Annotated in this window: 22 protein-coding genes, 1 tRNA gene and 4 pseudogenes; 19 read left to right on the top strand and 8 right to left on the bottom strand. The window is 68.8% G+C overall.

Annotated features, from left to right (window positions below; translation table 11 throughout):
* Window positions 1–61: 61 nt before the first annotated feature.
* A complete protein-coding gene (locus FRANEAN1_RS30920; protein WP_157472849.1) occupies window positions 62–1,396 on the top strand; it encodes a DUF3533 domain-containing protein in 1,335 nt (444 codons plus the stop codon).
* A gap of 522 nt (window positions 1,397–1,918) precedes the next feature.
* Here the strand turns inward: FRANEAN1_RS30920 and FRANEAN1_RS30915 are convergent.
* Window positions 1,919–2,404 carry a zinc-binding dehydrogenase gene (locus FRANEAN1_RS30915; RefSeq protein ID WP_347177270.1) on the bottom strand — a complete coding sequence of 162 codons (486 nt, stop codon included), beginning with the start codon at window positions 2,402–2,404 and terminating at the stop codon, window positions 1,919–1,921.
* A gap of 265 nt (window positions 2,405–2,669) precedes the next feature.
* On the opposite strand from FRANEAN1_RS30915, the gene FRANEAN1_RS44240 reads away from it, so the two are divergent.
* Window positions 2,670–2,792, top strand: coding sequence for a hypothetical protein (locus FRANEAN1_RS44240; RefSeq protein ID WP_347176821.1), 123 nt, complete (start codon window positions 2,670–2,672; stop codon window positions 2,790–2,792).
* Here the strand turns inward: FRANEAN1_RS44240 and FRANEAN1_RS30910 are convergent.
* Window positions 2,784–4,940 (bottom strand): SpoIIE family protein phosphatase, encoded by a 2,157-nt coding sequence (locus FRANEAN1_RS30910; RefSeq protein ID WP_049795796.1) that lies wholly within the window; start codon window positions 4,938–4,940, stop codon window positions 2,784–2,786. The two genes, FRANEAN1_RS44240 and FRANEAN1_RS30910, sit on opposite strands and share 9 nt — an antisense overlap.
* Window positions 4,941–5,585: 645 nt before the next feature.
* Between FRANEAN1_RS30910 and FRANEAN1_RS30905 the strand changes: the two are divergent.
* From FRANEAN1_RS30905 to FRANEAN1_RS30895, 3 genes and pseudogenes are all read left to right on the top strand, one after another.
* Window positions 5,586–6,344, top strand: a pseudogene (locus tag FRANEAN1_RS30905) (helix-turn-helix domain-containing protein); the annotation flags it as partial.
* 420 nt (window positions 6,345–6,764) lie between these two features.
* Window positions 6,765–6,956, top strand: a complete 192-nt coding sequence (locus FRANEAN1_RS30900; RefSeq protein WP_041254954.1) for a hypothetical protein — start codon at window positions 6,765–6,767, stop codon at window positions 6,954–6,956.
* Window positions 6,957–7,641: 685 nt separating this feature from the next.
* A complete protein-coding gene (locus FRANEAN1_RS30895) occupies window positions 7,642–8,286 on the top strand; it encodes a dihydrofolate reductase family protein (RefSeq protein WP_020463643.1) in 645 nt (214 codons plus the stop codon).
* Between the two features lie 74 nt (window positions 8,287–8,360).
* On the opposite strand, the gene FRANEAN1_RS30890 is transcribed toward FRANEAN1_RS30895, so the two are convergent.
* A complete protein-coding gene (locus FRANEAN1_RS30890; RefSeq protein ID WP_020463642.1) occupies window positions 8,361–8,624 on the bottom strand; it encodes a hypothetical protein in 264 nt (87 codons plus the stop codon).
* Between the two features lie 35 nt (window positions 8,625–8,659).
* Entirely contained in the window at window positions 8,660–9,088 is a 429-nt protein-coding gene (locus FRANEAN1_RS30885) for a tyrosine-type recombinase/integrase (RefSeq protein ID WP_020463641.1), read from the bottom strand.
* Between the two features lie 207 nt (window positions 9,089–9,295).
* On the opposite strand from FRANEAN1_RS30885, the gene FRANEAN1_RS30880 reads away from it, so the two are divergent.
* The 3 genes and pseudogenes from FRANEAN1_RS30880 to FRANEAN1_RS44235 form a co-directional block, all read left to right on the top strand.
* Complete coding sequence (locus tag FRANEAN1_RS30880; protein WP_020463640.1) at window positions 9,296–9,961, top strand: zinc finger SWIM domain-containing protein; 666 nt, start codon at window positions 9,296–9,298, stop codon at window positions 9,959–9,961.
* A gap of 1,720 nt (window positions 9,962–11,681) precedes the next feature.
* Entirely contained in the window at window positions 11,682–12,338 is a 657-nt protein-coding gene (locus tag FRANEAN1_RS37520; RefSeq protein ID WP_020463639.1) for a sigma-70 family RNA polymerase sigma factor, read from the top strand.
* Window positions 12,339–12,577: 239 nt separating this feature from the next.
* Window positions 12,578–12,807: pseudogene (locus tag FRANEAN1_RS44235) on the top strand (class I SAM-dependent methyltransferase); the annotation flags it as partial.
* Between the two features lie 208 nt (window positions 12,808–13,015).
* Here FRANEAN1_RS44235 and FRANEAN1_RS30865 read toward each other — a convergent pair.
* Window positions 13,016–13,693, bottom strand: coding sequence for a TetR/AcrR family transcriptional regulator (locus FRANEAN1_RS30865; RefSeq protein WP_347176820.1), 678 nt, complete (start codon window positions 13,691–13,693; stop codon window positions 13,016–13,018).
* A 243-nt stretch (window positions 13,694–13,936) separates the two neighbouring features.
* Between FRANEAN1_RS30865 and FRANEAN1_RS30860 the strand changes: the two genes are divergently transcribed.
* The 10 genes and pseudogenes from FRANEAN1_RS30860 (at window position 13,937) to FRANEAN1_RS39800 (ending at window position 21,888) form a co-directional block, all read left to right on the top strand.
* Entirely contained in the window at window positions 13,937–14,971 is a 1,035-nt protein-coding gene (locus tag FRANEAN1_RS30860; protein WP_020463637.1) for a zinc-binding dehydrogenase, read from the top strand.
* Window positions 14,972–15,009: 38 nt separating this feature from the next.
* Complete coding sequence (locus tag FRANEAN1_RS30855; protein WP_020463636.1) at window positions 15,010–15,459, top strand: VOC family protein; 450 nt, start codon at window positions 15,010–15,012, stop codon at window positions 15,457–15,459.
* A 151-nt stretch (window positions 15,460–15,610) separates the two neighbouring features.
* Window positions 15,611–16,609 (top strand): alpha/beta fold hydrolase, encoded by a 999-nt coding sequence (locus tag FRANEAN1_RS30850; protein ID WP_020463635.1) that lies wholly within the window; start codon window positions 15,611–15,613, stop codon window positions 16,607–16,609.
* A 25-nt stretch (window positions 16,610–16,634) separates the two neighbouring features.
* Window positions 16,635–16,775, top strand: a pseudogene (locus tag FRANEAN1_RS41670) (short-chain dehydrogenase); the annotation flags it as partial.
* A gap of 41 nt (window positions 16,776–16,816) precedes the next feature.
* The gene (locus tag FRANEAN1_RS30840) at window positions 16,817–17,851 is read left to right on the top strand and encodes an aldo/keto reductase (protein WP_020463633.1); all 1,035 of its coding nucleotides are present in this window, start codon (window positions 16,817–16,819) and stop codon (window positions 17,849–17,851) included.
* Between the two features lie 120 nt (window positions 17,852–17,971).
* Complete coding sequence (locus FRANEAN1_RS44230) at window positions 17,972–18,085, top strand: hypothetical protein (protein WP_347176819.1); 114 nt, start codon at window positions 17,972–17,974, stop codon at window positions 18,083–18,085.
* A 78-nt stretch (window positions 18,086–18,163) separates the two neighbouring features.
* The gene (locus FRANEAN1_RS30835; RefSeq protein ID WP_020463631.1) at window positions 18,164–18,772 is read left to right on the top strand and encodes a class I SAM-dependent methyltransferase; all 609 of its coding nucleotides are present in this window, start codon (window positions 18,164–18,166) and stop codon (window positions 18,770–18,772) included.
* A gap of 139 nt (window positions 18,773–18,911) precedes the next feature.
* On the top strand, window positions 18,912–19,106 hold the full coding sequence (locus FRANEAN1_RS30830) for a hypothetical protein (RefSeq protein WP_041254950.1): 195 nt from the start codon (window positions 18,912–18,914) through the stop codon (window positions 19,104–19,106).
* Window positions 19,107–19,568: 462 nt separating this feature from the next.
* Window positions 19,569–21,095 (top strand): MFS transporter, encoded by a 1,527-nt coding sequence (locus FRANEAN1_RS30825; RefSeq protein WP_020463630.1) that lies wholly within the window; start codon window positions 19,569–19,571, stop codon window positions 21,093–21,095.
* A gap of 349 nt (window positions 21,096–21,444) precedes the next feature.
* Complete coding sequence (locus tag FRANEAN1_RS39800) at window positions 21,445–21,888, top strand: VOC family protein (RefSeq protein ID WP_020463629.1); 444 nt, start codon at window positions 21,445–21,447, stop codon at window positions 21,886–21,888.
* 779 nt (window positions 21,889–22,667) lie between these two features.
* Here FRANEAN1_RS39800 and FRANEAN1_RS44225 read toward each other — a convergent pair.
* The 3 genes and pseudogenes from FRANEAN1_RS44225 to FRANEAN1_RS30805 all read right to left on the bottom strand — a co-directional run.
* Window positions 22,668–23,171 (bottom strand): annotated as a pseudogene (locus FRANEAN1_RS44225) (CHAT domain-containing protein); the annotation flags it as partial.
* A 108-nt stretch (window positions 23,172–23,279) separates the two neighbouring features.
* A tRNA-Arg gene (locus tag FRANEAN1_RS30810) sits at window positions 23,280–23,352 on the bottom strand.
* A gap of 199 nt (window positions 23,353–23,551) precedes the next feature.
* Window positions 23,552–23,776 (bottom strand): DUF3039 domain-containing protein, encoded by a 225-nt coding sequence (locus FRANEAN1_RS30805; protein WP_020463628.1) that lies wholly within the window; start codon window positions 23,774–23,776, stop codon window positions 23,552–23,554.
* A gap of 331 nt (window positions 23,777–24,107) precedes the next feature.
* Between FRANEAN1_RS30805 and FRANEAN1_RS30800 the strand changes: the two genes are divergently transcribed.
* Entirely contained in the window at window positions 24,108–24,791 is a 684-nt protein-coding gene (locus FRANEAN1_RS30800; protein WP_041254947.1) for a metal-dependent transcriptional regulator, read from the top strand.
* Window positions 24,792–25,035 lie beyond the last annotated feature (244 nt).

Raw genomic sequence — 25,035 nt, 5'->3', positions numbered from 1 at the left:
GAAACGAGACAGTCTGTTGGGTCCGGGGAACGGGACACCGCGGGATGACTTTCCGGTTCGCGTGCGCGACCTGCTGCGCCAACGCGCGGTGTGGGTGCTGCCGCTGGTCCTGGCCTCGGTCGTCGTCGCGTCGATGACCGCGCTGTACCTCGCGTCGGCGGTGAACCCGCTGGCTCATGTGCGCGGCCTGCCGGTCGAGGTGGTGAACAGCGACCGCGGGGCCACGCTGGGAACAGAACACCTCGACATCGGCAGGCGGATCGAGACCGGCCTGCGGGCGAGCCCCGCGGTGTCCGGCCGGCTGCGGCTGGAGCCGGTGACCCGGTCCGAGGCCGAACGAGCCATGAACCGCGGGCGCGCGTACGCGACCGTCGTGATCCCGCCCGACTTCACCGCCTCGCTCCTGACACAGGCCGGTCTGCCGCCAGCCGGCTCGTCGGCAGCCGGTCCGCCGTCGGCCGGGACAGCGGGTGCCGGGGCGATCCAGCTGCTGACCAACCCGCGGGCCGGCACGCTGGGGGTGAGCCTGGCCACCGGCATCCTGCAGCCCGCTGTCGCCACCGCCTCGCGGACGATCAGCGGCCAGCTCACGGCGGTGGCCGGCGCGGGGCCCCACGACGCCGCGACGAAGGCGTTCCTGGCGAACCCGGTGACGGTCACGACCAGCCAGTTCCACCCCCCGCCCGAGAACAGCGCGCTTGGCCTGAGCGCCTTCTACCTGGCCCTGCTGACCCTCATGTGCGGGTTCCTGGCCGGGACCATCCTGCACGCCACGGTGGACGCGGCACTCGGCTACGGGACCTCCGAGGTCGGCCCCCGGTGGACCCAGCTCCAGCCGAAGGCGATCAGCCGGTGGCGGACCCTGCTGATCAAATGGGCGATGGCGGCGGTGCTGACCGCGGTGGTGACTGGTCTGATGCTCGCGGTGGCGGCCGGCGCGGTGGGCATGGACGCTCCGCATCCGCTGCTGTTGTGGCTGTACGCGTGGCTGTGCTCGGCCAGCGTCGCCGCCGGGACGATCGTGCTCTTCGCGGCGCTCGGTACCCCCGGGCAGCTGGTCGCCATCCTGCTGTTCGTCTACGCCGGTCTGGCCTCGGCTGGCGGGACCGTCCCCGTGGAGGCACTACCCGACTTCTTCCGGCTGCTCAGTGAGGCTGAGCCGCTGCGGCAGATCCTCGCTGGCGACCGGGCAATCCTGTACTTCGGCGCCCAGGCTGACGCGGGCCTGACCCGTGGCGTCGTGGCGGCCGCGATCGGCCTGCTCTGCTGGCTCGTCGCGGGCACTCTGATCGTCCGCTGGTATGACCGCCGGGCGATGCACCGGTTGACTCCGGAGCTGCTGGCGTACGTCGATCGCGCCGTCCAGGACTACCGGGCCCAGGAACGGGCCGAATGAGAGCACGCGGCCCGTCGTGGTCGCCCTCAGCACCAGCCTGGTGCCGGACCAGAAGGCTTGGGCGGGCCCCGCTACGGCAGGATCCGGCGGATCACGCTGGTCACCGACAGCGGGGCGGCGTTCAAGGGAGCCGTGTCGCCCGTCCATCGCCGCCCGGCCCGAGCTGCTTCAAATCCGCACCCGCCGACGCAGCCCCGGCCAGAAGGGCGTCCGCGAGCGAACGCCTACCGGCAGATCTTCAACCAGATCCGGCCGCGTGAAGCCCTCGGGTTCCGCCGCCCGATCGAGATCCCCACAACCCCGGCCGCAACACCCCAACCAAGATTAAAATCATCCAACCTTCAGGTCAAAGTTTCTGAGCCAAGATCTTGATGCGGGACACGAACTCGCCATCGATCCCACCCACGATTACCAGCCCACCGGCGGCCGCCCCCGCGGAGCCGCCCCGAAAACCACGAAGCCCTCAACTCAGGATCGTGATTTCAGGGCTATGTCGATGCCCCGGGACATCATGCGGTGCCACTATTCCTCGTCCGGAAGGTGAACTTGTTCGGGATCTTCCGGGGCATGGGTGACGTCGACAAGGACCTTTCCGACGGTGCCTGCCTCGACTGCGTCATGCGCTGCGGCGGTCTGTTCCAGCCGGAACCGGTGTAGCGGGAGACCGGCGTCCGTGCCGATGCGCAGCGCGCCGACTGCTGCCGCTGCTGTGATGTCCTTGACAGCTTGGAGTTTGGCCGTGTCCGGCATGGTGTAGACGAGGATGAACTGCAGCCGGGTGTTCGACATCATGGACGGCAAAATCGGGATGGGCAGATGCGTCCCGCCGTCGGCGTAGATCACCACTACTCCGTTGGTAGCCAGGACCTGCTGGTTGAGCTCGGCGTTCGCGCCTGGGTTCACCTCGACGACGATGTGGACGCCGTCCGGCGCAGCCTTGCCGATCGCCTCCGCCGTGTCGGGTTCGCGGTAGTTGACCACATGGTGGGTACCTGCGGCGGCGGCCAGCGCCGACGGTCCGAGTGCGGCCGGGCCGGCCGGAGATCCGCTCTACGACGTCGTCGTCTGCACCGTCGACGGCGAGCCCGTACGTACGGCCGCACCGTACCCGTATCCGGCTCGCTCACCCGGCACCCCGCCTCTCAGACTGCGTTCGGTCGAGAACCTAAGTATTTCCCACCACGCCTCTGCGCGTACGAAAAAGTGGCTATCTTGCTCTCCTGCTTGTAGGAAGCGGACGGTCTCGGCCTGGACGTGGTGGACGACGGTCGGGGTGAGTAGACCGATCCCGGAATTGCCGATGTCGGCGCTTTTCCGCCGGGCGGACCTGTTCGCCGCCGACGAGGCGCTGCTCTTCGCCACCTCGACCGCCAACCTGTCCTCGCCCTTATTCTGACCGTTTCATATCCGCGCCGGTCAGGTCGAGTTCGAACCAGACTGTCTTCCCGGTGCGGGTGGGACGAGCTCCCCACTGGGTGGCGAGTTGGGCGACAAGCTGAAGCCCGCGACCGCCCTCGTCATCGGCGGAAGGGTTCAGCAGGCGCGGCACCCGGCTGTCGCCATCGGCGATTTCGACGTAGAGGGCGTGGCGACCGCGGCGTAGCGTCAGGTCGCTGGGGGTCTTCGCGTACCGGATGGCGTTCGTGACGAGCTCGCTGACGAGGAGCTCCACAAGGTCGACGCTGTCGGTGAGCTCCCACTGCCGCAACGCGGTGACGGTGGTGTCGCGGGCGGCTTTGGCGGCCCGCGGATCGGGCTCCACGGTGGTTGTCCAGGTGGTGGCGCGTGCGGTGGCGCGGACGAGGAGGAGGGCGACGTCGTCGTCGTAACCGCCGCTGCGGTCGATGAGGGTGAGCAGCCGCTCGGCCGTGGCGGGCAAGCTGCCGGTGGCGACGAGGGCCGCCTGCAGCTGGCGGACACCCTGGCCGATGTCAATCTTCGGGGATTCGATGAGTCCGTCGGTGTAGAGGGCGAGGGTGCTGCCTGCCGGGAACGGGTACCGAACTTCGGTGCACGGTGGGCCGCCAATGCCGAGGATGATTCCTTCCGGCTCCTCCAGCAGTCGAGCGTCTGTGTACGCATCGACGAGGGCGGGCGGGAGGTGACCCGCGTTGGCGACGGTGATGCTGGCGGTTGCCGGCTCGAAGATTGCGTAGACGCAGCTGACGAGGGCACCGTCCGGCCCGGCACCGATATTCTGCACCAGGCTGTCGAGGTGCGTCAGGACGTCCGCTGCCGGGAGGTCGAGGGCGGCGAAGGCACGGACCGCGGCGCGGACCTGGCCCATCACGGCGGCGGCGGCCAGACCGCGGCCCATCACGTCGCCGATGACGAGGGCGACCCGGCCGGCCGACAGCGGCACGATGTCGAACCAGTCGCCGCCGACCTCGGTTCCTGCCGTGCCGGGCTCGTAGCGCCATTCGATGTCCAGACCCTCGACAGCCGGCAACCCGCCGGGCAGCAGCCCGCGTTGCAGGGTGATTGCGGCCGTGCGCTGGCGGTCGAAGGCGCGAGCGTTGGCGACCGCATTGGCGATCCGGCTGCCGAGCTCCGCCGCGGTCTGCACGTCGTACTCGATGTAGGTCCGCCCGGACTGCCCGAGACCGAGGTACACCGAACCGTGGTATTCGTTGCCGACCAGCAGCGGGACAGTGATCGCGGTGCGAACGGCGATGTATTCGAAGTGCTCATCCCGCTGGGGATGATCGACGCTGGCGATCACCCGCTCGTCGACGTCGAAGAGGACCGGACGGCGGGTGGCGAGCGAACGGTGCGCTGGGTTGTCCTGGTCGACATAGGTGATGGCGGAAGGCAGGAGCTGGTGGGCCTCCGGCGGCGGCAGCAACGGCGTGTTCCCGGCGACGGTGAGACGCAGCGGCAGCCGGGCCGGCGGGGCGGTCGCGTCCAGCGGCTCCTCGGTGAGGTACAGGTCGCAGTTGTCGGCGAACTCGGGAACGATGAGCTCGACCATCCCCTCCAGCGTCGCCGTCAGGTCCAGTGACGCTCCGATCAACCCACTGGCCCGGCCCAGCAGCCGCAACCGCTGTTCCACCTTGTCCCGCGCGGCCTCCGCCCGCCGCTGGTCGGTCACGTCCACCAGGGCGACGCCCACCGCTGCGACGGACCCGTCCCCGCCGCGGAGCGGATAGTGGGACACCCGCCAAGTCCGCTGCCCTGGCCAGGGGGCAGGAGTGGAACCGGTGATCTCCACGTTGAGGATGGGCTCGCCGGTGGCAAGGACCTGACGGATCACCTCCCAGGCCCCGGGGTGGACGTCGGGGAGCAACTCGCTCAACGGTCGTTGCCCGATGTCGCTGGCGGACAACCCATTGATGGCTCGCATCGCGCGGTTCATCTGGCGTACCCGCAGCTTCCGGTCAGTGATCAGCAGGCCGATCGGGGCCAGCTCGAACAGCTGCGAGGTGAACAGCCCGGTCTCGGACCCGGGCGGAGCGCCCGGGTCAGTTCCGTCGGGTGGATCCAGAGCGGCGGCCGAGTTCTCGCGGCCGTGCCGGCTAGATCCGCCCACGTCACCAATCACCACCGGACTGAACGTCTGGCGCCCAGAAGCCGGTTACAGGGGGCCTGCTTCGCGGTACGGGCGTACGACAGCAACGAAAAGCGGTGGGTGGCGGGCAGACAACCGTACGGATTATCACCCAAGCGCCATCCCGGTTCACCACAAGAACGCCCATGCCCAGTGCGCTGCCACCGAAACACATGATCGATTCCGCGGTCCGCGGTCCGCGGCCTGCGCGCTGAAGCACGCGAGCAAGGCACGCACGTCGGCGATGGGTTCGCCTGCTGGGAGCCTGCGTAGGGCCGCGCGGAGCGTCGGCGAACTGTGGCCGCCGTGGGAACGAGATCGTGTGGGCCGGGGCTGACGAGGGCGGTTTCGCCGGGGCCGTGGTCACGCCCTGCCGCCTGGGATGCTGGCAAGTCTCTTGCCCGTGAGCACATGCACGGCTTGATGTGCCCGCGGTGCACGGTGGTTGCCCCGCCAACTGCAGGCCTACCTGCGCTGGCGCAACGCCGGGTTCACCGTCGCCGTCGATTACACGGCCGACATGCTGGGGACGGCGAACACCGTGGTTCTCGCGCCGGTCCATCCGCAGGAGGCCGGCTCGTCCCGCTGGCCCGGATCGGACGAGCCGGACGAACGGAGCAGGTTGGTCGACCCCGGTCAGTCGCCCTGGTGGCCTCGGCCCTCGCCAGGGTCGCGGCGGGCACTCGGGTCGTCTCGATCTGCACGGCGTCGTTCCTGCTCGCAGCCACCGGGCTGCTTGACGGACGCCGGGCCACCACGCACTGGTTCGAGGCCGAGCGCCTGGCCCGGATGTTCCCCCGGGTGACGGTCGACCCCGACGTCCTGTTCGTCGATGACGGGGACGTGCTGACCTCGGCGGGCGCCGCGTCCGGCATTGATCTGTGCCTGCACCTCGTCCGCCGCGATCATGGCAGCGAGGTCGCGAACCGCGCGGCCCGCCGCTGTGTCGTGCCGCCCTGGCGCGACGGCGGCCAGGCGCAGTGCATCGAGCGCCCTGTACCGCCGCCCTCCGGGACGAGCACGGCCGGTACCCGGGAGTGGATGCTTCGTCGCCTGGGCGAGCCGACCAGCCTCTCCGAGCTCGCTGCACACGCGCGAATGAGCGTGCGGACATTCAGCCGCAGGTTCCGGGACGAGGTGGGCCTCCCACCCGGGCAGTGGCTGACCGGGCAACGGGTCGAGCGGGCCAGGTATCTGCTCGAGAGCAGCGACCTGCCGATCGACCAGGTCGCCCGGCACACGGGCTTCGCGACCGGGATCTCGCTGCGTCAGCACTTCCGAGCCGCGACGGGTGTCTCACCAACTGCCCACCGGCAGACCTTCCGTGATCGCGGCGGTGCGACCCTCACACCTCGTTCGGGGTCCAGCAGCGCTGTACTTAATCCACTGGATCGTTGGTAGTCGGGTCTGTCGCAGGTCAGCATGGGTGTGGTGCCCCTGGTAGTGCCCTGGCTCAGGACATGCGAATAGCGTGTCTCGGGACATCAGCCCCTTGGTCGGCGCGGTGGGAATTTATCACGTGATGACCGTCGGCACCGCACGGCCGCCAGCGCGGCTGCAAGGCCGGTTTCGCTGGTTCTCGCCGCTCCGGCAACCAAGGCGCTTACGCTCAGACCAGCAGCTCAAGGCGGGTATTGCCCGCTTTACATGGGCGCTTACGCAAGCACCTATGCTGCTTGCAGCAAGCGCCAGTAGGCCTGCCCCGGCACCGTCTCACCCGTCACTGTCCGCCAGGCGGGAGGGAATGTGTGACACTGTCACCATGGTCGCGATCTTGGCGTGGGGCCGGGATTCATGCCGACGGTTTCTGCCCATGGTCGTGTGACGAGGGCGGAGGCCAACCCGGAGGGCGGAATGCTCGTGGCAGTCGGCCGCACGCCGGGGGGAGCAACCGTGTTCCGTCCCGAGCACTTGGCCGTGGTCGCTGGCGAGACACTGTGCTCGACCGTCATCTGGGTGGCTGACCCGGACGACACCCACCTCGTCTCCTACGCCTTGTCCGGCGGCCCCTGAAACCCCGGATGGGCCACATTCGGATCAGGGCCTGTGGGCCGCCTGCACGGAGACGGGGGCGTGTGGCCATGGTCTACGCAGGTTCGTGACAGGGCTGGCTGGTGGTCGGGCAGGCTGACGCGGCCACTGAAAGTGACCAAAGGAGCAGCTACGGGCTCGGGTAGCCCGTGCTAACAGTTAGCGGCTCTCCCGCTAACTGTTAGCACCCTCGTTAGGGGCGAATATGGCGGATGAACTGGGGAGATTCTTGTTGGCGGGGCAAGTCGCGAAACCTCTGAAACTCCGGAATCAGACGTCTTAGTACCACAGCCGTAGATCGCGCCGGTGACCTGCGGTGACGCTGGACGCAGGGCAGCCACCCATTTTGGACGCGTTCTGTGATCTATCATGAGCGGGGAGTGTCGGTGCGGCGTCCCGGTCTGGTGGCGTAAGCAGGGCGCCGTGCCGCGCGCTTCAAGATCGTTCGGCATGTGCTGTTCGAGGAATCGGACGTGCGGGCCTGGATCAAGGCGCACGGCATACCTGCCGGGCGTCGCAAGGACGCTGACCGCAGGACGGGGTGGTGACCGATGCGCCGGGCGAGGCGGTCGACGAGTACGAAGCTGGGTGCCGTCGCAGCGATGAGTCTGCCGGTGCCCACAGGTCTACCTCCCGACCGAGACAACCAACTCATCGGGAGTAAGGCATGGGCCTCATCCACATCGAGCTGTTCGCAACCCTCGACCTCGTCGGGCAGTCGCCCGGCGGCCCCGAGGAGGACCCGGTGGGGTTCCCGTTCGGCGGCTGGCAGGCGCCCCTGCTGGACGAGGTCGCCGGGGCGCAGGTCGGTGCCGCGTACGAGGGCACGGACGCCCTCCTGCTCGGCCGGCGGACGTATGACATCTTCGCCGCCTACTGGCCGTACCAGGAGGGCGGCGAGGACAACGAGATCGCCACGCTCTTCAACAGCGTCCCGAAGTACGTGGCCTCCCGCGGCAGGCCCGACCTCTCGTGGGCCGGGTCCACGCAGCTCGGCCCGGATCTGGCCGGCGCGGTGCGCGAGATCCGTGACCGGCACGAGCACGTGAAGGTCGTCGGGAGCCTGAACCTGGTGCAGACCCTCCTGCACGAGAAACTCTTCGACCGTCTCGACCTCTGGGTGCACCCGATCGTGCTCGGCGTCGGGAAGAAGGTGTTCGACGGGGGCGCGGTGCCCACGAACGTCACACTCCTCGAACCGCCGGTAGCTGGTCCGAAGGGCACCGTGTACCTGCGCTACGGGCTCGCCGAGGGCACGCCCGGGACGGGGGACATGAGCGCACCCGATCGCGGTGCCGGGCGCGACGACTGAAGCCGCCCGCGCCAGGTGGGTCCGTGTCGTCGGCGGTGAATCCGTCAGGCCGGCATTCCGTCACGGCGTCGGTACTACAGCCGTAGACGGGGGCTGTGGGCTGCGGTTTCGCGTCTGCGGTAGTGGGCAGTGCGGGCTTGGTGCTGGTGGCGTCGTCGCCAGCGGGACCAGGCGAGGATCTGTTCGGTGGTCGGGGTGGTGCGGGCCAGGAGCGTGGTGAACAGGCGGCGTGCTTCGGTCAGCGTGACCGCGATGAGCCCGGCCTCGTCGGTGGTGGGCCCGGCGGCGTTCATCACGGTGTCCAGGACGGCGAGGAAAGCGTGGGCGAGCATGGCCATGGTTGTCCACCGGTACCAGACCACGTATGCCGGAACTAGTGCGGATGCAGTCCCTTGATGCCCGCCTGCTCCCCGCGTCGCCCGACCATCTGGGCGAGCCCGTCACCGGTGAGCGGGCCACGGCCGCGGTCGGCAAGCCACAGCTCCGGACGACTGGCATTCTTGTCGCGGGCGCGCATCCGCATGTAGCGGCCGAGGGCAAGCGGGGTGTTGTTGCCGGTCGGGGCCGGTCGGGGCCGGTGCCCCTTGCCGAGCACGTGCAGCACCTTCCGCGTGAGGTCAATGTCATCGACGCGGAGCTTGGCGATCTCGGTGCGTCGTTCACCGGAGTCGAGCAGGCAGCGGATGATCGCGTTGTCGCGACGATCAGCGAAGGTCTTGCCGGCGCAGGTGGCCAGAACGGCCCGGATCTCGTCCTCGTGCAGCACCGGGACGGGCTTCTCGTCGACCTTCGGTGGTGACATCCGCTCCAGCGGCGAGTGCGATCTCCTCCTCGTCGAGGAGCCACTTGAACCACTGCTGAAGGGCGCGGAAGGTCTGGTTCACATAGGCGTTGCCACGACCCTGTGGCCGGCGTGGCGTCGGCACGGTGCCGAACCAGATCAGGAACTCCTCTCATCGACTGCGATCAGCATGGCACTGCGGCTGCCGGCGGGGTGTGTGAGCATGCCGTGGCGGTGATCCTTGCCGCGCGTGCCGCCGGGATTGCCTGGCCGGTCACCTCGGTGCCCTCCGCCGGGCCTGTCGCCGGCAAAGAGGAACGCCTCCTTGAAGAGGCCGCGGTGGCTTTTACCCGGGCGGAGCTGATTCAGCTCGTCGCGGCTCGGGCTCTCGAGGACCGGCTGTTCGCGGCCAGGCTGCTGAGACAGGCCGGCCGGCTCGACCCGGCGGATCCCGCGGAACTGGTGCGGGTTCGCCGGCTTGTGCGGGAGGCCGGTGCGATCCCGGACAGCAATCCGCGATGGGATCTGCACCATCTGGTCGAAGCGGGCCGAGCGATGCTGGCGGAACTGGAGATTGTCGCGGTCCGGCCGCCGACCGCGGAGTTCCTCGACGTCGTCGAGGAGGCGGTCAGGGTCTGGGATCGGCTGGCTGGCCATCTTCATGATGCATGGGACGTGTACGAGACCGAACCGGGTGAGATCGGCGAGCCTCTCGCCGCGCTGCACCTGCGGCTGTGCGAGGACCTGCGCCCCGATCCTGTCGACCTCGGCCGTCGGCTTGCCGCCCTGATCGGCTCCGCCGAAGTCGACTCCTACCTGCACGCGCTGGAAGGGTACGCAGACGTCCTCGGCACCGACGGACTCGCCGCCTACGACACCGCCTGTCACGACTGAATCGCACCCTCGGCCGTTCCGTTCACGCCGCCCATAGACAGGGGGCGAAGCCCTCCAAAGAGCCACCGCCTGCAACCGACGACCCCAACATCACGATCGGGGCTCACGCCATCCGCGGGCGTTGCCCCCCGACTTCGCGTGCTGCCCTCAGCAGCGCAGGTGCCGCGCCGCCTCGCAGAGCGCCTCGTCGACCGGCCTCGGGGTGCGCCCGAAGACGACGATGGTGGCGGTCGAGTCGAGGACGAACGGCCGGGTGAACCCCCGAGCTGCCCGTATCCATGCTGGCGCGGGGCGTCATCGGTTGGATTCACCTGTTCGGCGCGGTGAACTTCGAGCTCTTCGGCCGGCTGAACACCCTCGTCGAGGCCAGGGAGACGTACTTCGCTATCAGATGCGTGAGATCGCCCGGCTCATCGGGCTGTGACGACCGGGCGCGGTCCGGTCAGGCCCGGCCGGATGGGTCCGGGTCCAGTCGGCCTGCAGTCCCGGCCGTGGCGGTCTCAGCCGCAGTGCTCCCAGCCGCTCCCCCAGGACGAGCCAGTGTAACTACCACCCCACTTCACACACTTCCCCGGCGCGTATACGTACACCGGCCCCGCGTAGTACTGAAAACTGCCCGAATCAGACTGCCGCGCCGAACTACCTTCCACCTGCACCCACGCACCCATCGACTCGGCCACCCCCACACCCGACCCCGACTTCAACGTCACCACACAGTTCCGACTACCGTTGTACAGCAGATAGATCACCGCCGTGTCACCCGCCAGAGAATGCCGGTCGATCTGCGAATACCCCGACCCACACACCTGCGTCGCCGAGTACGGATTCGGATTCGGCTTCGGTGCGGGTGCGGGTGCGGGTGCGGGTGCGGACGTAGGCGCAGGTGCCGGAGCGGGAGCCGGCGCGGCCGGAGGCGCGGGGGCCCGCGCACCCTGGGACGCGGGCGGAACCGTCGGCGCGGGCGCGTCGGCGGGCGCGAGTGACCCCGAACCGTCGGGCTTGGACCCCGAACCACCGGGACCCGAGGTGGGCACCTGCCTCGACGGTTCCCCGCCGGCCTCCGGGGCGACCGGTGCCACGGAGCTGCCTGCCACGCCGACTTGCTGGGACGCGGATCCCGCCGTGTCCTGTTCCGGACGGGCCCCCTTCGGCCCCTCCGCGATCTCCCCGTCCGCGTCACGGAGATTTCCACCCGCCGACCCCGAACCGTTCGACCCCGAACCGTTCGGCCCCGACGAGGTCCAGACGACCACCGGAACCGCGATGATCAGAGCGGCCACGCAGGCCGCCACCACAAGCAGAACGTTACGGCGCCGGCTGGAACCCGATCCCGGGCCCACGGCGGGCCCGCCGACAGGATCGGACGCATCCGGCCCCGGGCTCGCTGGCGGGACGACCGACGGCTGGGCGCGCTCGTCCTCGCCGAACGGATACCCCTCGGATGGATGCAGGTAGCCGCCGCGCCCCGTCTCGTCGTCGGTCCCCGGCGGCGAGGACAGGTCCTGACGCGGATCTTCCACCTCAGCCAAGGACGGCCCACCCGGAGGATCACCGGCCGGACGGGACACCGCCGGCTCGCCCCCGGATTCGTTCCCGCAGACCGGCCTGGTCCGGTCCGTACCGTCGGGCTCCGATGTCGGTTCCTGCATCGCCGGCGCTCCTCGGCAAGTAGGGGCAGAACGTCCGAAAGCTTGTCAGGACCGGATCAGGACCGGTCGATGTGGGGTCACCGGCCGGCCATGACCGCGACGAGGTCGGCGCCGGTGAGCTGCTGCTCACTTTGCGCGATCAGGGCTGGCCCAGCGGCGTGCGATCCCGCAACGTGTCGCTCCGGCCCGACGGAGTTCGCTCGTACCTGTTCACGATCGCCAGAAACGTCATCACCGACGCCTGGCGGGCCGAGCGGCGACGGCCGTCACTCGGCGACGACGGCGGCGAGGTCGTGGCGGCCGCCCCCGCCGTCGACGACGTGAGCCAGGCCATCGAGGAGTGGGTGGTCGCGGAGGCGCTAGGTCGTATTTCGCTCGCGCACCGGGCTGTCGTCCAAGAGCTGTACTACGAGGGAAGGTCGGTACGCGAGGCGGCAGCCCGCCTGGAACTGCCAGAGGGCACCGTCAAGTCCCGTGTCTACTATGCGATCCGCGCGCTGCGTGACGCCTTCGAGGAGATGACGGTCGGTTCGCCGAACCCGCTCCCGGCGCCTCGCGGCGGTCGCTGCTGTGCTCGTCCTGTGCGCCGGAATCGGTCTCGTCGTGAACAGTCCCTTTGCCAGCGCACCGAGTGGGCCCTCCACCTCCTTCGCACCGGAGGTCGCCAGCGTCGACGGCATGACGGAACGAGCGTCCAGCTGGTCGTCGACGCCGACAACGAAGGCTGATGTCGTCGGAGCGAGTTCGATCCCAGCGGATGCCATCGACGCGGTTCGAGTCGTCGACCGTGACGGCTTGGTGCTCGCCGTCGCTCACCCGCGGGGCAGCGAGTAGGCCACCGTCGCGTCTAGACACGGAGCTTCGGACGGAGCTGTGATTATCGGTGCGGGTGCGGGTGCGGGTGCGGCGTAGGTGGCGGTCTTCAGTGGCCGCGAGCATCGAACGCGCACGGTCATGCTGGGAGCGGATGTCAGGAGATGGGGCCCGTAGTGGGAGATGCGGGCCCGTGGTATCAGTCAGCGTGTCCGAGTGGGACGAGACCCTCTACGGGGGTAGCGCCGAGTTCTACGCGCCGGGCGGCTGCCCTATCCGCCCGCGCTTGCCGAGACCTTGCGCGCCGCGCTCGGGCACGCTCCCGTCGGGCGGCTGCTGGATGTCGGCTGCGGACCGGGCTCGCTGACCTTGCTGGTGGCCGGTGGTCAGCCAGCCGGCCTGATGGGCGGGGAAGCTGTCGGTGCCGACGTTGCGCGGGGAGTGGGGCGGGGGGCGGGGGCCTCGCAGCGTTGACGATCACGTGGGCGTCGCGAGCATCGGACCGGTGCACCCGACGCTGCGGCCGCGACGATGGTCTCGGGCACCGTCCTGGACGCTGACTGGTGGCCGCTCGCGATGACCGACGCGACGCTCAGCCCCCGTCGGGGCGTTGGCTGGACACGCCGTCGAGGAGGATCGCCATGCCGTGGGTGAAGACATCGTCGGCGGAGATGTCTGCGTAGATCGGTCCGGCCGTGTGCAGTGCGGTGAACTGGCCGGCGGGCAGTGCGTCGAGAAGCTGGCCGAAGTCGGCACCTCCGGCTTTTCGGCCCGTCGCCCGGCTGGCGGCACTGCGCTGGATGCTGGTGGCGGCGGCGACGAATTTCAGTGTGGTCGAGGTGGCGTAGGCGGCCTGCTCGTTGGTCAGTCCGGCCTCCAGGAAGAGTCCGAGGGCGGCGTCGACCACGCGGAGCATGTTCGGCCCGTACGCCTCCCCCCTGGTCGCGGACGGGGGGAGGGGTTGTTCGAGGAAGACCCGTCGCATCTCGCGCATGAGCGCCTCGACGTCGGCGCGCCATCCCCGGCCGGTGCGGTCGAGGCGGATGCCGCCCATCACCTGGTCGGCGATCAGCGCGACGAGCTCGTCGCGGCTGGCGATGTGCCGGTAGAGGGATCCGGCGCTGGTGCCGAGCCGCACGGCGACGGCCCGCACGGAGAGCGCGTCCAGTCCGCCCTCCCGGAGGATCTCCAGCGCGGTGTCGATGATGCGGGCCGTGGACAGGCCCCCGGCGCGGGGCTTGCGCCGGGCCTCGACCGCCGCGCGATCCACCCACCAGCGCACCGATCCGGGCGCGACCGGTTCGCCCGAAGACGCGGGATCCGCGGGATCCGCGGGATCCGCCGGAAGCACGGCCCCGGACCCGGGCGAGTCGGACCGCAGGGTGGTCTCCACAGATGATCGCCGCTTCACCAGGCCATCCAACACCACCTTGACAGAATGCGTGCATTGTTCGCATACTTCATCGACCGAAAGGCGAACGGCGTACGCATCAGAGGGCGTGGAGGTTCTCCCATGAGCCGGGCCATCGTTTTCAACGGCGACGAGACCTGGGAGGAACGCGATCTGCCGGTGCCCGATCCCCAGCCGGGCGGAGCTGTCCTTCGGGTGGAGGCGACCGGCCTCTGCCACAGCGATATCGACCATTTCCGGGGTCATGTGCACACGTCCTGGGGCGGTGCGTTCCCGTCCATCGCCGGTCACGAGATCGTGGGCCGGGTGGAGAAGATCGACGCCGCGGCGGCCGCCGCGTGGGGCGTCGGGGAAGGTGACCGGGTCGCCGTCCGCGACATCGTGGTGACCCCCGCCGGTTACCGCATCTACGGGCACGACTTCTCCGTGGACGAGGGCTCCGGCCTGCATGGCGGATTCGCGGAGCACCTCGAACTGCTGCCCGGTTCCCGGGTGTATCGCCTGCGTGACGATCTCCCGGCCGAGGAGCTCACGGTCTTCGAGCCACTGAGCTGCGCGGTGACCTGGGTGGCGCCGGTGCGGCAGGACGATGTCGTGATCATCGAAGGTCCCGGCCACATGGGCATGGCCACCATCGTCGCTGCCCGCGCGGCCGGAGCCGCCACGGTGATCGTGACCGGGACGGCGAGCGACAGATTCCGCCTCGACTGGGCGCTGCGTGTCGGTGCCGACCACACCGTCGACGTCGACAACGAGGACCCGGTCGAACGAGTACACGAGATCACCGACGGCCGGATGGCGGACGTGGTGATCGACGCCGCGGCGGGAAATCCGGTGACGGTGAACCTTGCCATGGATCTCGTGCACAAGGGTGGGCATGTCGTCGTCGCCGGTATGAAGGACGGCCCGCTCAAGGGCTTCCACAGCGACTGGATCCCTACCCGACGGATCACCCTCCACCCCGGCGCGGGCCTCGACACGGAAGGAGCGGTCGAGCTCATCAACGCCGGCCGGGTACCGACCGCCGACCTGCTCGGCGACACCTTCCCCCTCGAACGTTTCGAGGAGGCGTTCGCCCTCCTGTCACGAAGGACACCGGGCCACGATTCGATCCGGGTCGCCCTGCGCCTGTGCTGAACACCGCCGTCCCGGAAACCGCCGATGGGGAGGAACGAATGCCGGAGATCCGATGTTTCTCGCACGTCGGGATGACGGTGGCAGACCTCGACTGTTCAGTGGCTTTCTACACCGGTGTGCTTGGATTCCAGGTCCTTTTCGAAGTACGGGGAAAGGCATGGGGGCGCGTCGGCATCGGGATCGACGCGATGATGCTCGAGCTGTTCAGTCCCCATCCGACCGGCGGCCCCAATCCGACCGGGCAGGCCCTGGAACCGGCCGACATGCTCTACCCCGCGCCCTATGGTCGCCCGAAGATGGCTCTGACAGTGGCCGACATCGACGCCGCCTACGACGAGCTGGTCAAGCTGTCCGTTCCCGTCATCGGGCCGGTGACCGACACGGGGAAATCAAGACTTTTCTTCGTTCTCGATCCGGACGGGACGCTGATCCAGCTCCATCAGTTCGACGGGGGGCAGGAACGCGTGGCAGAACTCTTCGGTCGCTGAGATCAGCGTGTCGCAGCCGGTGGGTGGCATCAGCGTGGATGTCCTCACACGCGGATCAGGGTCCATTATCGAGCAAGGGCAGCAGTTCTTGAGGAGGTTCGCTGATGTTAGGAAACGAACACACGGGAGTCGGGAACGCGGGGTGCGTCCGATGAGCACGCCGGTCGCCACCGCCCCGCCCACCGTCATCGTCGACGTGACCGGCCGTGTGCCGATCGACGGCCCGCACCACATCGCGACGTGGGTCTTCCCGCCCCCGACGCTGTCGGCGGGCCCGGTGCCGCTGCTGTTCTGCCTCCCGGGTGGTAGCTACACGAAGGCGTACTGGCATCTGGACGTCCCTGGCCGCATCGGCTACAGCTTCGCCGAGCATCTGGCGGCCCAGGGCATGCTCGTCATCGCCGTCGACCACCTCGCCACCGGCGAGAGCTCCCGGCATCCGCGGGCCGCCGAGCTCACCCCCGACGTCATCGCCGCGGCAAACCACGCGGCGCTCTCCGACCTGGCGGGACGCGCGGAGAAAGGCTCGCTCCTACCCGACCTGGGGCCGGTCGACGTCGGACCGGTCATCGGTGTCGGTCACTCGATGGGGGCCATGCTCGCCGTCTTCCAGCAGTCGCTGCACAGCAGCTTCGACGCCATCGCCCCACTCGGCTACGGCACGGTCGCGCCCTTCGCCACCTACCTGGCCGGAGATGACCGCACCCGCATACCCAGCCTCGAATCCATCATGGTCCCGGCCCGGGCCGGCGCCTACGACGAGCCGTTCAAGTCCGACCGGGCCAATCCCGTCATCCGCCGCCATTTCTACTGGGAGGACGTCCCCGCGGACGTCATCGCCGCCGACGACCTCACGAGTACCCACCTTCCGGGCGTGACCGGGCCGCTGTCGATCGTCCCGTTCATCACCTCGGACCATGCCGGACGGGTCCGCTGCCCGGTCTTCATCGGCCTGGGTGAGCGTGACTCCACCCCGAACCATCACGACGAAGCCCGTGCCTACGGTTCCTCCGACGACATCACGCTGTTCCGGCTCCCGAGGTCCGGACACTGCCACAACACCGCGGGCACCCGCCACCAGCTCTGGGACCGCCTGGCGCGATGGATCCGTGCGCTACCGGCGGCCACCGCTGTCACACCGTCGACCTGAGGTCGTCCAGTCCACCGCGCGAACCGGGTTCATCTCCTCCGCGGCGGCCTGGGCTGGGAGGCCAACCTTGCTGCTACTCAAGGAGTACCTCGCCATCATCGACTTCGACGAGGCGGCGAAGTGGGCTGTCGAGCACGGCAAGGCCGACTACATGTGGAGCAAGCAGGGGGCGGCGCAGCCGGCCGTCGCCAGGGTTGAAGGAGACTCATGAAATATCGCAGGTTCGGAACGACCGGCGTCGAGGTGAGCAGCCAGTGCCTGGGCACGATGAACTTCGGCCGGCTGGGTAACGTCGATCCCGACGACAGCGTGCGGGTCGTCAGCCGCGCGCTGGACGGTGGGATCAACTTCATCGACACCGCCGACGTGTACTCCCGCGGCGAGAGTGAGCAGATCGTCGGTCGGGCGGTGGGGTCACGCCGGGATGACGTGGTCCTCGCGACCAAGTGCTTCTTCCCCATGGGCGGCCAGCTTCAGCGGGGTTCCTCACGTCGATGGATCATGCAGGCTGTCGAGGGCAGCCTGCGCCGGCTGGGCACCGATCGCATCGACCTGTACCAGATACACAAGCTCGACTGGAACACCGATCTGGAGGAGACCCTCGGTGCCCTGACCGACCTCGTGCGGCAGGGCAAGGTCCTCTACCTGGGCTCGTCGTCGTTCCCGGCGGACTGGATCGTCGAGGCCCAGTGGACGGCGGCCCGGCGCGGCGGTGAACGGTTCGTCTGCGAGCAGCCGCAGTACTCGGTCTTCGCCCGGTCGGTGGAGCAGGCGGTCCTGCCCGCCTGCCAGCGGCATCGGATGGCGGTCATCCCCTGGAGCCCACTCGCCGGCGGCTGGCTGACCGGCAAGTACCAGCGCGGCCAGGAACCGCCGACCGGCTCACGCTACGACCCGGACAGCCCGTTCATGCAGGGAACCGTCAGCTCGGCCGAGGACCGCTCCTCGCCCGCCCGGTTCGACGCCGTCGACGCCCTGCGCGGCGTCGCCGACCAGGCGGGCATCACCCTGACCGAGCTGGCCATGGCCTTCGTCGCCAACCACCCCGCCATCACCTCGACGATCATCGGGCCGCGCACCATGAAGCACCTCGAGGACGCGCTGAACGCGGCGGACGTCGACCTCGACGAGGACGTCCTCGACGCGATCGACAAGATCGTGCCCCCCGGCACCGACATGCCCGGGATCGACCACTTCACCCAGCACCCGGCCCTCCTGCCCGCCGCCCGCCGACGCGCATGAAGGCCGTACGCAGGCAAGGCGGGAGAGATCACCGTCGTCGACCTCGACGAGCCACCGGGAGTCGGGGACGAGGTCATCCGGATCGCGGCAGCGAGCATCTGCAGCTCGGACCTGATGTACATGCGGTTCGGGCTGGAACGGGTCATCGGACATGAGCTGGCCGGCGTCCGCGCGGACGGAACCGGGGCCGTCGTGGAGGCGCTCTACGGGTGCATGGAATGCGACCCGGCCTGACACAACAGAGCCGGACAGGTTATTCCGACCGCCGTGGAGCTGACCTGCGTCGATATCAAAGAGAACCAGGGAGAAGTGATGGGCTTCTACGACGACCAGATGCTGCCCCGGTTCATCGACCTTGCCCTCGGGAGGCCGATGGAGCCCACCCGGGCCCGCGTCACCACCGGCCTGTCCGGCGAGGTCCTGGAGATCGGGTTCGGTTCCGGGCGTAACCTGCCCCACCTTCCACCTGAAGTCACCCGGCTCCTGGCTGTGGAACCCGCGGCCGTCGGCCGCAGGCTGGCGGCCCGCCGCATCGCCGCCGCCCCCATCCCGGTCGAGTTCGTCGGCGACGACAGCCAGCGGCTACCCGTCCCGGACGGATCGGTGGACCACGTGCTGGTCACGTGGACCCTGTGCACCATCCCGGACGTCGACCGGGCGCTGCGTGAGGCGCGCCGGGTGTTGCGACCCGGCGGCACGGTGCACTTCGTCGAGCATGGCCGTTCACCCAACCACCGTGTCGCCCGGCGGCAAGAGCGCCTCACGCCCCTGTGGGGAAAGGTGTTCGGTGGCTGCCACCTCAACCGGCCTGTCGATAAGTTGATCGAAAACGCCGGGTTCACGCTCGACACCGTCCAGACGTACCGGATGGGCGGGCCGGAGCTCTTCAGCTTCGCCTACGAGGGCATCGCGTCGAAGTAAGACTGACCTATAGGGCGACGGAAATTAGTCTGGGTCTGTGCCTGGAATGAATGTGACGGCGCGGCCCCTGCCGCGCTGGTCGCTAACCGTGCGAAGCTGCCCGCGGCCGAATGGGTCTGCGAGGACGTGGGCATCCTCGATGGTGATGGTGAGTCACCGGTCGGGGTTCCGCCGCTACGGCAAGTCCATGGACCACCGCGACAACCTGCCCCAGGGTGTGATCGGCCTGGCCGTCCTCCGGGACAACCTGCGCGTGAAGGAAGTCCGCGTCGACGGGGCAGACGGCACCGGGGTGCCGCGTTCTGGGGAGCCAGGGTATGTAAGGCGGCCCTGACCGGTCGAGCCTTAGACGGCGTGAGCAGGTTAGGTGAACACGGCCGATAAGCAGCGTCTGTGAGCCAACGCCGCGCGCAGGATTCTCAAGGGTGGCGACTTGCATTTCCCTGACAAGCGTGCGCACTGTCGGTCGGTGCTTCGCCGTGCTCATACCCGGTCCGAAAAAGCAAGCGGCACCCCGAACTTAGCCGATATCCGCTGCCCACGGGTCCGGATGGCTCGTCAAGCGCGACAACCATCACATGGAAGATGTAGAGCGCCTCACCTCGGGTGATTCATTTTCGCTGCTAGGGTTCACTCTCGACCCGCACCCGACCGGACGGCTTCTCGAACCCGGACCTCGGATCGCACGGCACCTTCTTCACCTCGCCGGAAGCCGCCGATCTAGAACAAGAAGTCTACCCCTGCACCTGTTTTATGGCCGGGGCAATTTTGCCAGCGCACCTTCTGGAGTACCTGTATGTCTGCTGACAGCGCGACCGCCGCCCCCGTGCGACCGGGCACCTCCGCGGCCCCGCCCACGAGCCATCACCTCGGCCTGGCTCTGTTCGTGATCGCCGCAGCACAGCTGGTGGTGGTCCTCGACGCCACGATCACCAACATCGCTCTACCCAGCATCCAGACCGATCTCGACGTGTCCGACGCGAACCTGGCCTGGATCGTCAACTCCTACGCGCTGGCCTTCGGTGGGCTGCTACTGCTCGGCGGACGCACCGGCGATCTCTTCGGCCGGCGACGGATGTTTCAGACCGGCATCGCGATCTTTACGCTGGCCTCACTGCTGGGAGGACTGGCCCCCAACGAGGCCCTGTTGATCAGCGCCCGCGTCCTGCAAGGCATCGGCGCCGCGCTCGCTGCCCCCAACGCGCTGGCCCTGATCACTACGACATTTCCACCCGGCAAGCCCCGCAATACGGCTATGGGTGTGTACGCCGCGATGGGAGGCGTCGGCGCCACAGTCGGTCTGCTGTTGGGCGGCACACTCACCGACGTCCTGAGCTGGCGATGGGTCTTCTTCATCAACGTTCCCATCGGCCTGGTCGTCCTCGTCGGAACCCGGAGCCTCGTCGAGGCCGAACGCGACCCGGGCCGCGTGGACGTCCCCGGCGCTGTCACGGGAACGGGCGGCCTGATCGCACTGGTCTACGGCATCACCCACGGCGGCGAGCACGGCTGGAGCGACAGCGCCACCCTGACCGCCTTCGCCGTGGCGGCCGTGCTATTGGTGGCGTTCCTTCTCATCCAGGCCCGGACCGCCCACCCGATGATGCCGCTACGGCTGTTCCAGGACCGCAACCGGTCTGGTTCCTACGCCACGATGCTGCTCATCGGTGCCGGCATGTTCGCGACCTTCTACTTCCTGACGCTGTACATGCAGCTCATCCTCGGCTACAGCCCCGTCCGGACCGGCTTCGCCTACCTGCCCTTCAGCTTCGGCATCGCCATCGCCGCCGGTGTCAGCTCCAAACTGGTCACCCACGTCGCCCCACGCGTGATCGCCGGACCGGGCCTGCTCGCGGCGGCCGCGGGCATGCTCTGGTTCGCCGCCCTCGATCCGGACTCCCCGTACGCCGGACACCTGATGCCGGCGATGTTCCTCACCGGCCTCGGCCTCGGCCTGAGCTTCGTCCCCATGACACTCGGCGCAGTCAGCGACGTTGCACACGAGGACTCCGGGATCGCCTCAGCACTCCTGAACACCGCCCAGCAGATCGGCGGAGCCCTCGGCCTCGCGGTCCTGTCAACCATCGCCACCTCCACGGCCGACAACAAGCTTCCCGAAGCCGCCGGAGCCCTCTACCAAGGCCTGGCCACGAACGACGTCATCCTGATCGCGAGAGCACAGGACGCACTGACCCACGGCTACTCCATGGCTTTCGCCGCCGCCGCCGCGATGTTCCTCGCCGGTCTGATCGTCACCGCCACCGCCATCAACACTGCCAGGCAACACCACATCGAGGACGCGCCTCCCGCACACATCGGCTGACCTGGCCGGCGGAGTGGAGTGGCCACTCGCTGTGATGGTTGGCCATTAGATGGCCAATGGCCGCGATGGTTGGCCAGTCCTCGGGTGGCGTGGCTCGTATCAGGCGGGCTTTGGCGGTCTGCCGGCGGCAGATCCGCGCAGAGCGCAACAGCCTGGCGAGCCGGTGATGGCTCGCCTGACGTCTCGTGCATGGGCGCGGTGGAGATGGTGAGGTCGCCCGGTGATCTGGCGCGCGGACGCTGGCGAGCTCCACCGATGAGTTCCGCCGGCCCGCCCGGTCTACCAGGACGTACCCGTCCCACTACCGACCTGGAGACCCGCCGTGACCATCCCCGCGCACCCCGGCCGCATGCTGTTCGTGAACATCCCCGTAGCGGACCTCCAGCGCAGCAAGGCGTTCTTCGCGAAGCTCGGTTTCAACTTCAACCCGAGCTTCACCGACGAGACCGCCGCCTGCATGCTGGTCGGCGAACAGGCCAGCGTCATGCTGCTCAGCCACAAGAAGTTCGCGGAGTTCGCGAAGCTGCCGATGGCCGATCCCGCCACGCACACGCTGGCGCTCTACTGCTTCAGCGTGTCGTCCCGCGAGGAGGTCGACGCGGTCGCGCAGGCCGCGCTGGCCGCGGGCGGCGTCGAGGCGGATGGCCTGGAGGACTATGGCTTCATGTGCTCACGCAGCTTCTTCGACCTCGACGGCCACGGCTGGCAGGTCATGTGGATGGATCCGGCGGCGGCGCAGAAGGGCCCCGAGGAGTTCGCGACCTCGATGCAGGACGCCGACGCCCCGGCTTGACCTGACACCGGCGCAGGCCGGCGCCGCCCGCCCCTTTCCCGAAGCGGCGCGGCAGCAGGCCCTGAACGACGCTGGTCAACCTCGGCGACATCGGAATCGTCTTTGTAGTGGGTGGCGCCGTGGCGGGTGAGGATACGGTCGACGAGGTCGCGGGCGGCCTGGGGGTCCAGTCCGGGTGGCTCGTAGACGCTGTCAGTGAACGTGCCCGCGGCCAGCCACTCCTCTGCTTCCCGCGAGCCGATCAGGACCAGTGTCCGACCGCCGCGGAGCCGGCCGAGGAGGGTCCGTAGCCGCTGCTGCTCGGCCGCGGGCAGGGCGTGGGGGATGGATGCCGGGCTTGCGATGATCGATTCGGCGTTGTCGACCACGAGCAGGTGCCGCCGCGCCCGCAGCAGGCCTGCGACCCGTTCCAGCTGGGCGTCGTCTGACAGGGCGTCGAGTTTCGCCTGGTCGACGAGGCCGGTGCGTTGCCACCACCAGCCCAGGTGGGTCAGCAGCGTCGACTTCCCCGCTCCCGCCATCCCCCGCACCAACAGCTGGTTGTGGCTGTCGTCGAGCAGGAGGCGGCGTTCGACGGTTTGGACGTCGAGGTCTCGGCCGACGAACCCGTACTCGGTCGCCGGCTCGTCCGCGACGGTGACCTGCCGGGTGTAGAAGTGTTGGGCTTCGGGCTCGGTCATCTCCCGTAGTCGGAGATCGACGGGGCGCTGCCGGTAGAGGACCGGCAGCATCCAGTCTTCCAGGTCCAGTTCCTCGTTGAAGTAGGCGTGCCGCGCCGGCTCGTCGAACAACCGCCGCCGCGCCGCGTGGACCGCGGCGACCGGATCGGCCTTCTCCGTCAGCCGCCGGTACAACGCGGGGATTGCCTGCGCCGCCGCGGACACGGTCACCGAATAGGCCATCCCGACCGTCAGCGGCACCCCAGCCTGCACGAGCCGGAACGCCAGGCTCGCTTCGTCTCCGTTCTGCATCGCCGACTGGCACGCCGAGAGCACCGCGACCGGCACCCGGTGCTCCGCCAGCAGCCCCGCGACCTCGCCGGCGGGGACGGGTTCGGCTTCGCCGTCCTGGGCGGTTTCGAAGAATAGGAAACCCTGCTCGCCGTCGAACTCCTCAGAGCGCCGCCGCAGGAAGAACTGGCCCGCTTCGTGGGCGGCCTTCAGCTTGTCCTGCGTGGCGAACAGGCCGTGGAGGTCGAAGTGCACGGCGTGGTACCAGCCCCCGCCATGCTCCGCCCGGGTCGGATCACGGCGAGGACATTCGCGGGCAAAACACCAGAACATAGATTTGCGGGGTACACGGATTATTCGAAAAGCGGCACGTGTGCGAACGCTGTGCACAACCCGACAAGATCGTTTTTAGTCGGGTTATCGCAGGTCAGCATGGGTTTGTGCCCCTGGCAGGAATCGGACCTGCGGCCTACCGCTTAGGAGGCGGTCGCTCTATCCACTGAGCTACAGGGGCGCTGCAGGGCGACCCCGCACCTGGCCGGTCGGATGCCTGGCGGTGGCTCCATGATCGACCGGGCGGGATCACTCAACGCCTCGCAAGCCTACGCATCCAGACACCGGTGTGGGAAGGCGACTCCCCCCGGGCCCGCGCACACGCGCGGACCCGGACGGCCGGCGCGCGGATCCCGACGGCCGGTACGGGGCGCGGGTGCTCAGCCGAGCTGCTCGGCCATCTCCACGAGCTCCTTGCAGCGGGGGCAGACCGGGAAACGCTTGGGGTCGCGCACCGGCTCGAACTTGTACCCGCACAGCGCCGTCACGCGGCCGCCTTCGATGGAGGCACGGACGATCTCCTCCCTGCGCGCGTAGTGAGAGAGATCATCCCCCTCGTCCGAGCGGGTGTCAGAGGTCTCCGGCGCGATCTGAGTCGTGCTCATACCCTCGAGTGTAGGTACTCGCCGCAGCCGAGCCGCCGGACTGGTGTCCCCGACCGCGGGCCGGCCGTGAGCCGCCCGCGGCGCGGCTGGTGCGGACGTTCACCCTGGCCTCGGCGGGCAACGTCGCGGGCTCGCGCCACGCAGTTCGTCGAGTGAGCGGTAGCCGCGACAAGTTGTACTTGCATCGATACTCTGAGTGGGAGCCAGTCTGGCCGGCGACACGGTGACGGAACGGGCACGGACATACCACACTCCGCCATCAGGACGCAGAGGAATGCGGCTCCTCCTGCCAGGCGTTGCGGCGTACTCTGGTTGCGGACGAAGGAGACCGGTGACTGGACTGATCGACAGTACCGAGATGTACCTCCGGACCCTGTATGAACTACGGGAGGAGGGCATCACCCCGCTGCGCGCGCGCCTGGTCGAGCGCCTTCACGTGAGCGCGCCGGCCGCGAGTGAGTCGACCGCGCGCCTCGCGAACGAGGGCCTCGTCGCGCTCGCCGACGACCGGACCGTGCAGTTCACGGAGAAGGGCCTGGTCAGAGCGACGGCGGTCATGCGGAAGCACCGCCTGGCCGAGTTGCTCCTCACCAAGGTCATTGGCCTGGACTGGGCGCTGGTCCACAACGAGGCCTGCCGCTGGGAGCATGTGATCTCGGACGAGGTCGAGGCCCGGCTGACAGTCCTGCTCGGTGACCCGAAGCGGTGCCCGTTCGGGAACGAGATCCCGGCGCAGCTCGAGACGGCGCAGCCGCCTGGTGTGGCACCGGTGAGCCTGCTCACATCGGCTGAGCGAAGCAACACCGGGACCAAGTCGGTGACGGTGGCCTGGATCTCGGAGCGCCTCCAGACCGACGAGGAGGCGATGCGCGTCCTGCGGGACGCCGCGATCGTGCCCGGGGCACAGCTCTACCTGAACGCGCGCGGCGACAGGGTGTACATCGCCAAGCCGGACGGCGACAGCGAGGCCGAGATCGACCGCAGCACAGCGGCGCTCGTCTACGTCAATCACTGATCCGGGAAACGACAGCACACACGGCACACAGAGCACGCAGCACCTGTACAGAGCCACACAGCACGTAAGCATCTGTACGGATGTGGACCTGACTGTCGGGCCGGGCGTAGGCGCCCGGCCCTTCGTCTGTCCGAGCGCCACCCGGTGGGCGGGGCAGCTACCCGCCCACCGGCCAACCCCGCCTCGTGCGCGACCCGCACAGCTCGCTCCATCGATTGGGGGAGAGCCACACGGGTCACGCACA

The sequence above is a fragment of the Parafrankia sp. EAN1pec genome (assembly GCF_000018005.1).
Taxonomy (GTDB): Bacteria; Actinomycetota; Actinomycetes; order Frankiales; family Frankiaceae; genus Parafrankia; species Parafrankia soli.
This window is presented reverse-complemented; position numbering and strand designations above follow the sequence as displayed.

Coding starts and splice junctions, on each gene's coding strand:
- FRANEAN1_RS30895 (WP_020463643.1), top strand. CDS start 7,642: ATGGGCCTCATCCACATCGAGCTGTTCGCAACCCTCGACCTCGTCGGG.
- FRANEAN1_RS30890 (WP_020463642.1), bottom strand. CDS start 8,624: ATGGCCATGCTCGCCCACGCTTTCCTCGCCGTCCTGGACACCGTGATG.
- FRANEAN1_RS30885 (WP_020463641.1), bottom strand. CDS start 9,088: ATGTCACCACCGAAGGTCGACGAGAAGCCCGTCCCGGTGCTGCACGAG.
- FRANEAN1_RS30860 (WP_020463637.1), top strand. CDS start 13,937: ATGAGCCGGGCCATCGTTTTCAACGGCGACGAGACCTGGGAGGAACGC.
- FRANEAN1_RS30855 (WP_020463636.1), top strand. CDS start 15,010: ATGCCGGAGATCCGATGTTTCTCGCACGTCGGGATGACGGTGGCAGAC.
- FRANEAN1_RS30850 (WP_020463635.1), top strand. CDS start 15,611: ATGAGCACGCCGGTCGCCACCGCCCCGCCCACCGTCATCGTCGACGTG.
- FRANEAN1_RS30840 (WP_020463633.1), top strand. CDS start 16,817: ATGAAATATCGCAGGTTCGGAACGACCGGCGTCGAGGTGAGCAGCCAG.
- FRANEAN1_RS44230 (WP_347176819.1), top strand. CDS start 17,972: ATGCGGTTCGGGCTGGAACGGGTCATCGGACATGAGCTGGCCGGCGTC.
- FRANEAN1_RS30835 (WP_020463631.1), top strand. CDS start 18,164: ATGGGCTTCTACGACGACCAGATGCTGCCCCGGTTCATCGACCTTGCC.
- FRANEAN1_RS30830 (WP_041254950.1), top strand. CDS start 18,912: ATGGTGATGGTGAGTCACCGGTCGGGGTTCCGCCGCTACGGCAAGTCC.
- FRANEAN1_RS30825 (WP_020463630.1), top strand. CDS start 19,569: ATGTCTGCTGACAGCGCGACCGCCGCCCCCGTGCGACCGGGCACCTCC.
- FRANEAN1_RS39800 (WP_020463629.1), top strand. CDS start 21,445: ATGCTGTTCGTGAACATCCCCGTAGCGGACCTCCAGCGCAGCAAGGCG.
- FRANEAN1_RS30805 (WP_020463628.1), bottom strand. CDS start 23,776: ATGAGCACGACTCAGATCGCGCCGGAGACCTCTGACACCCGCTCGGAC.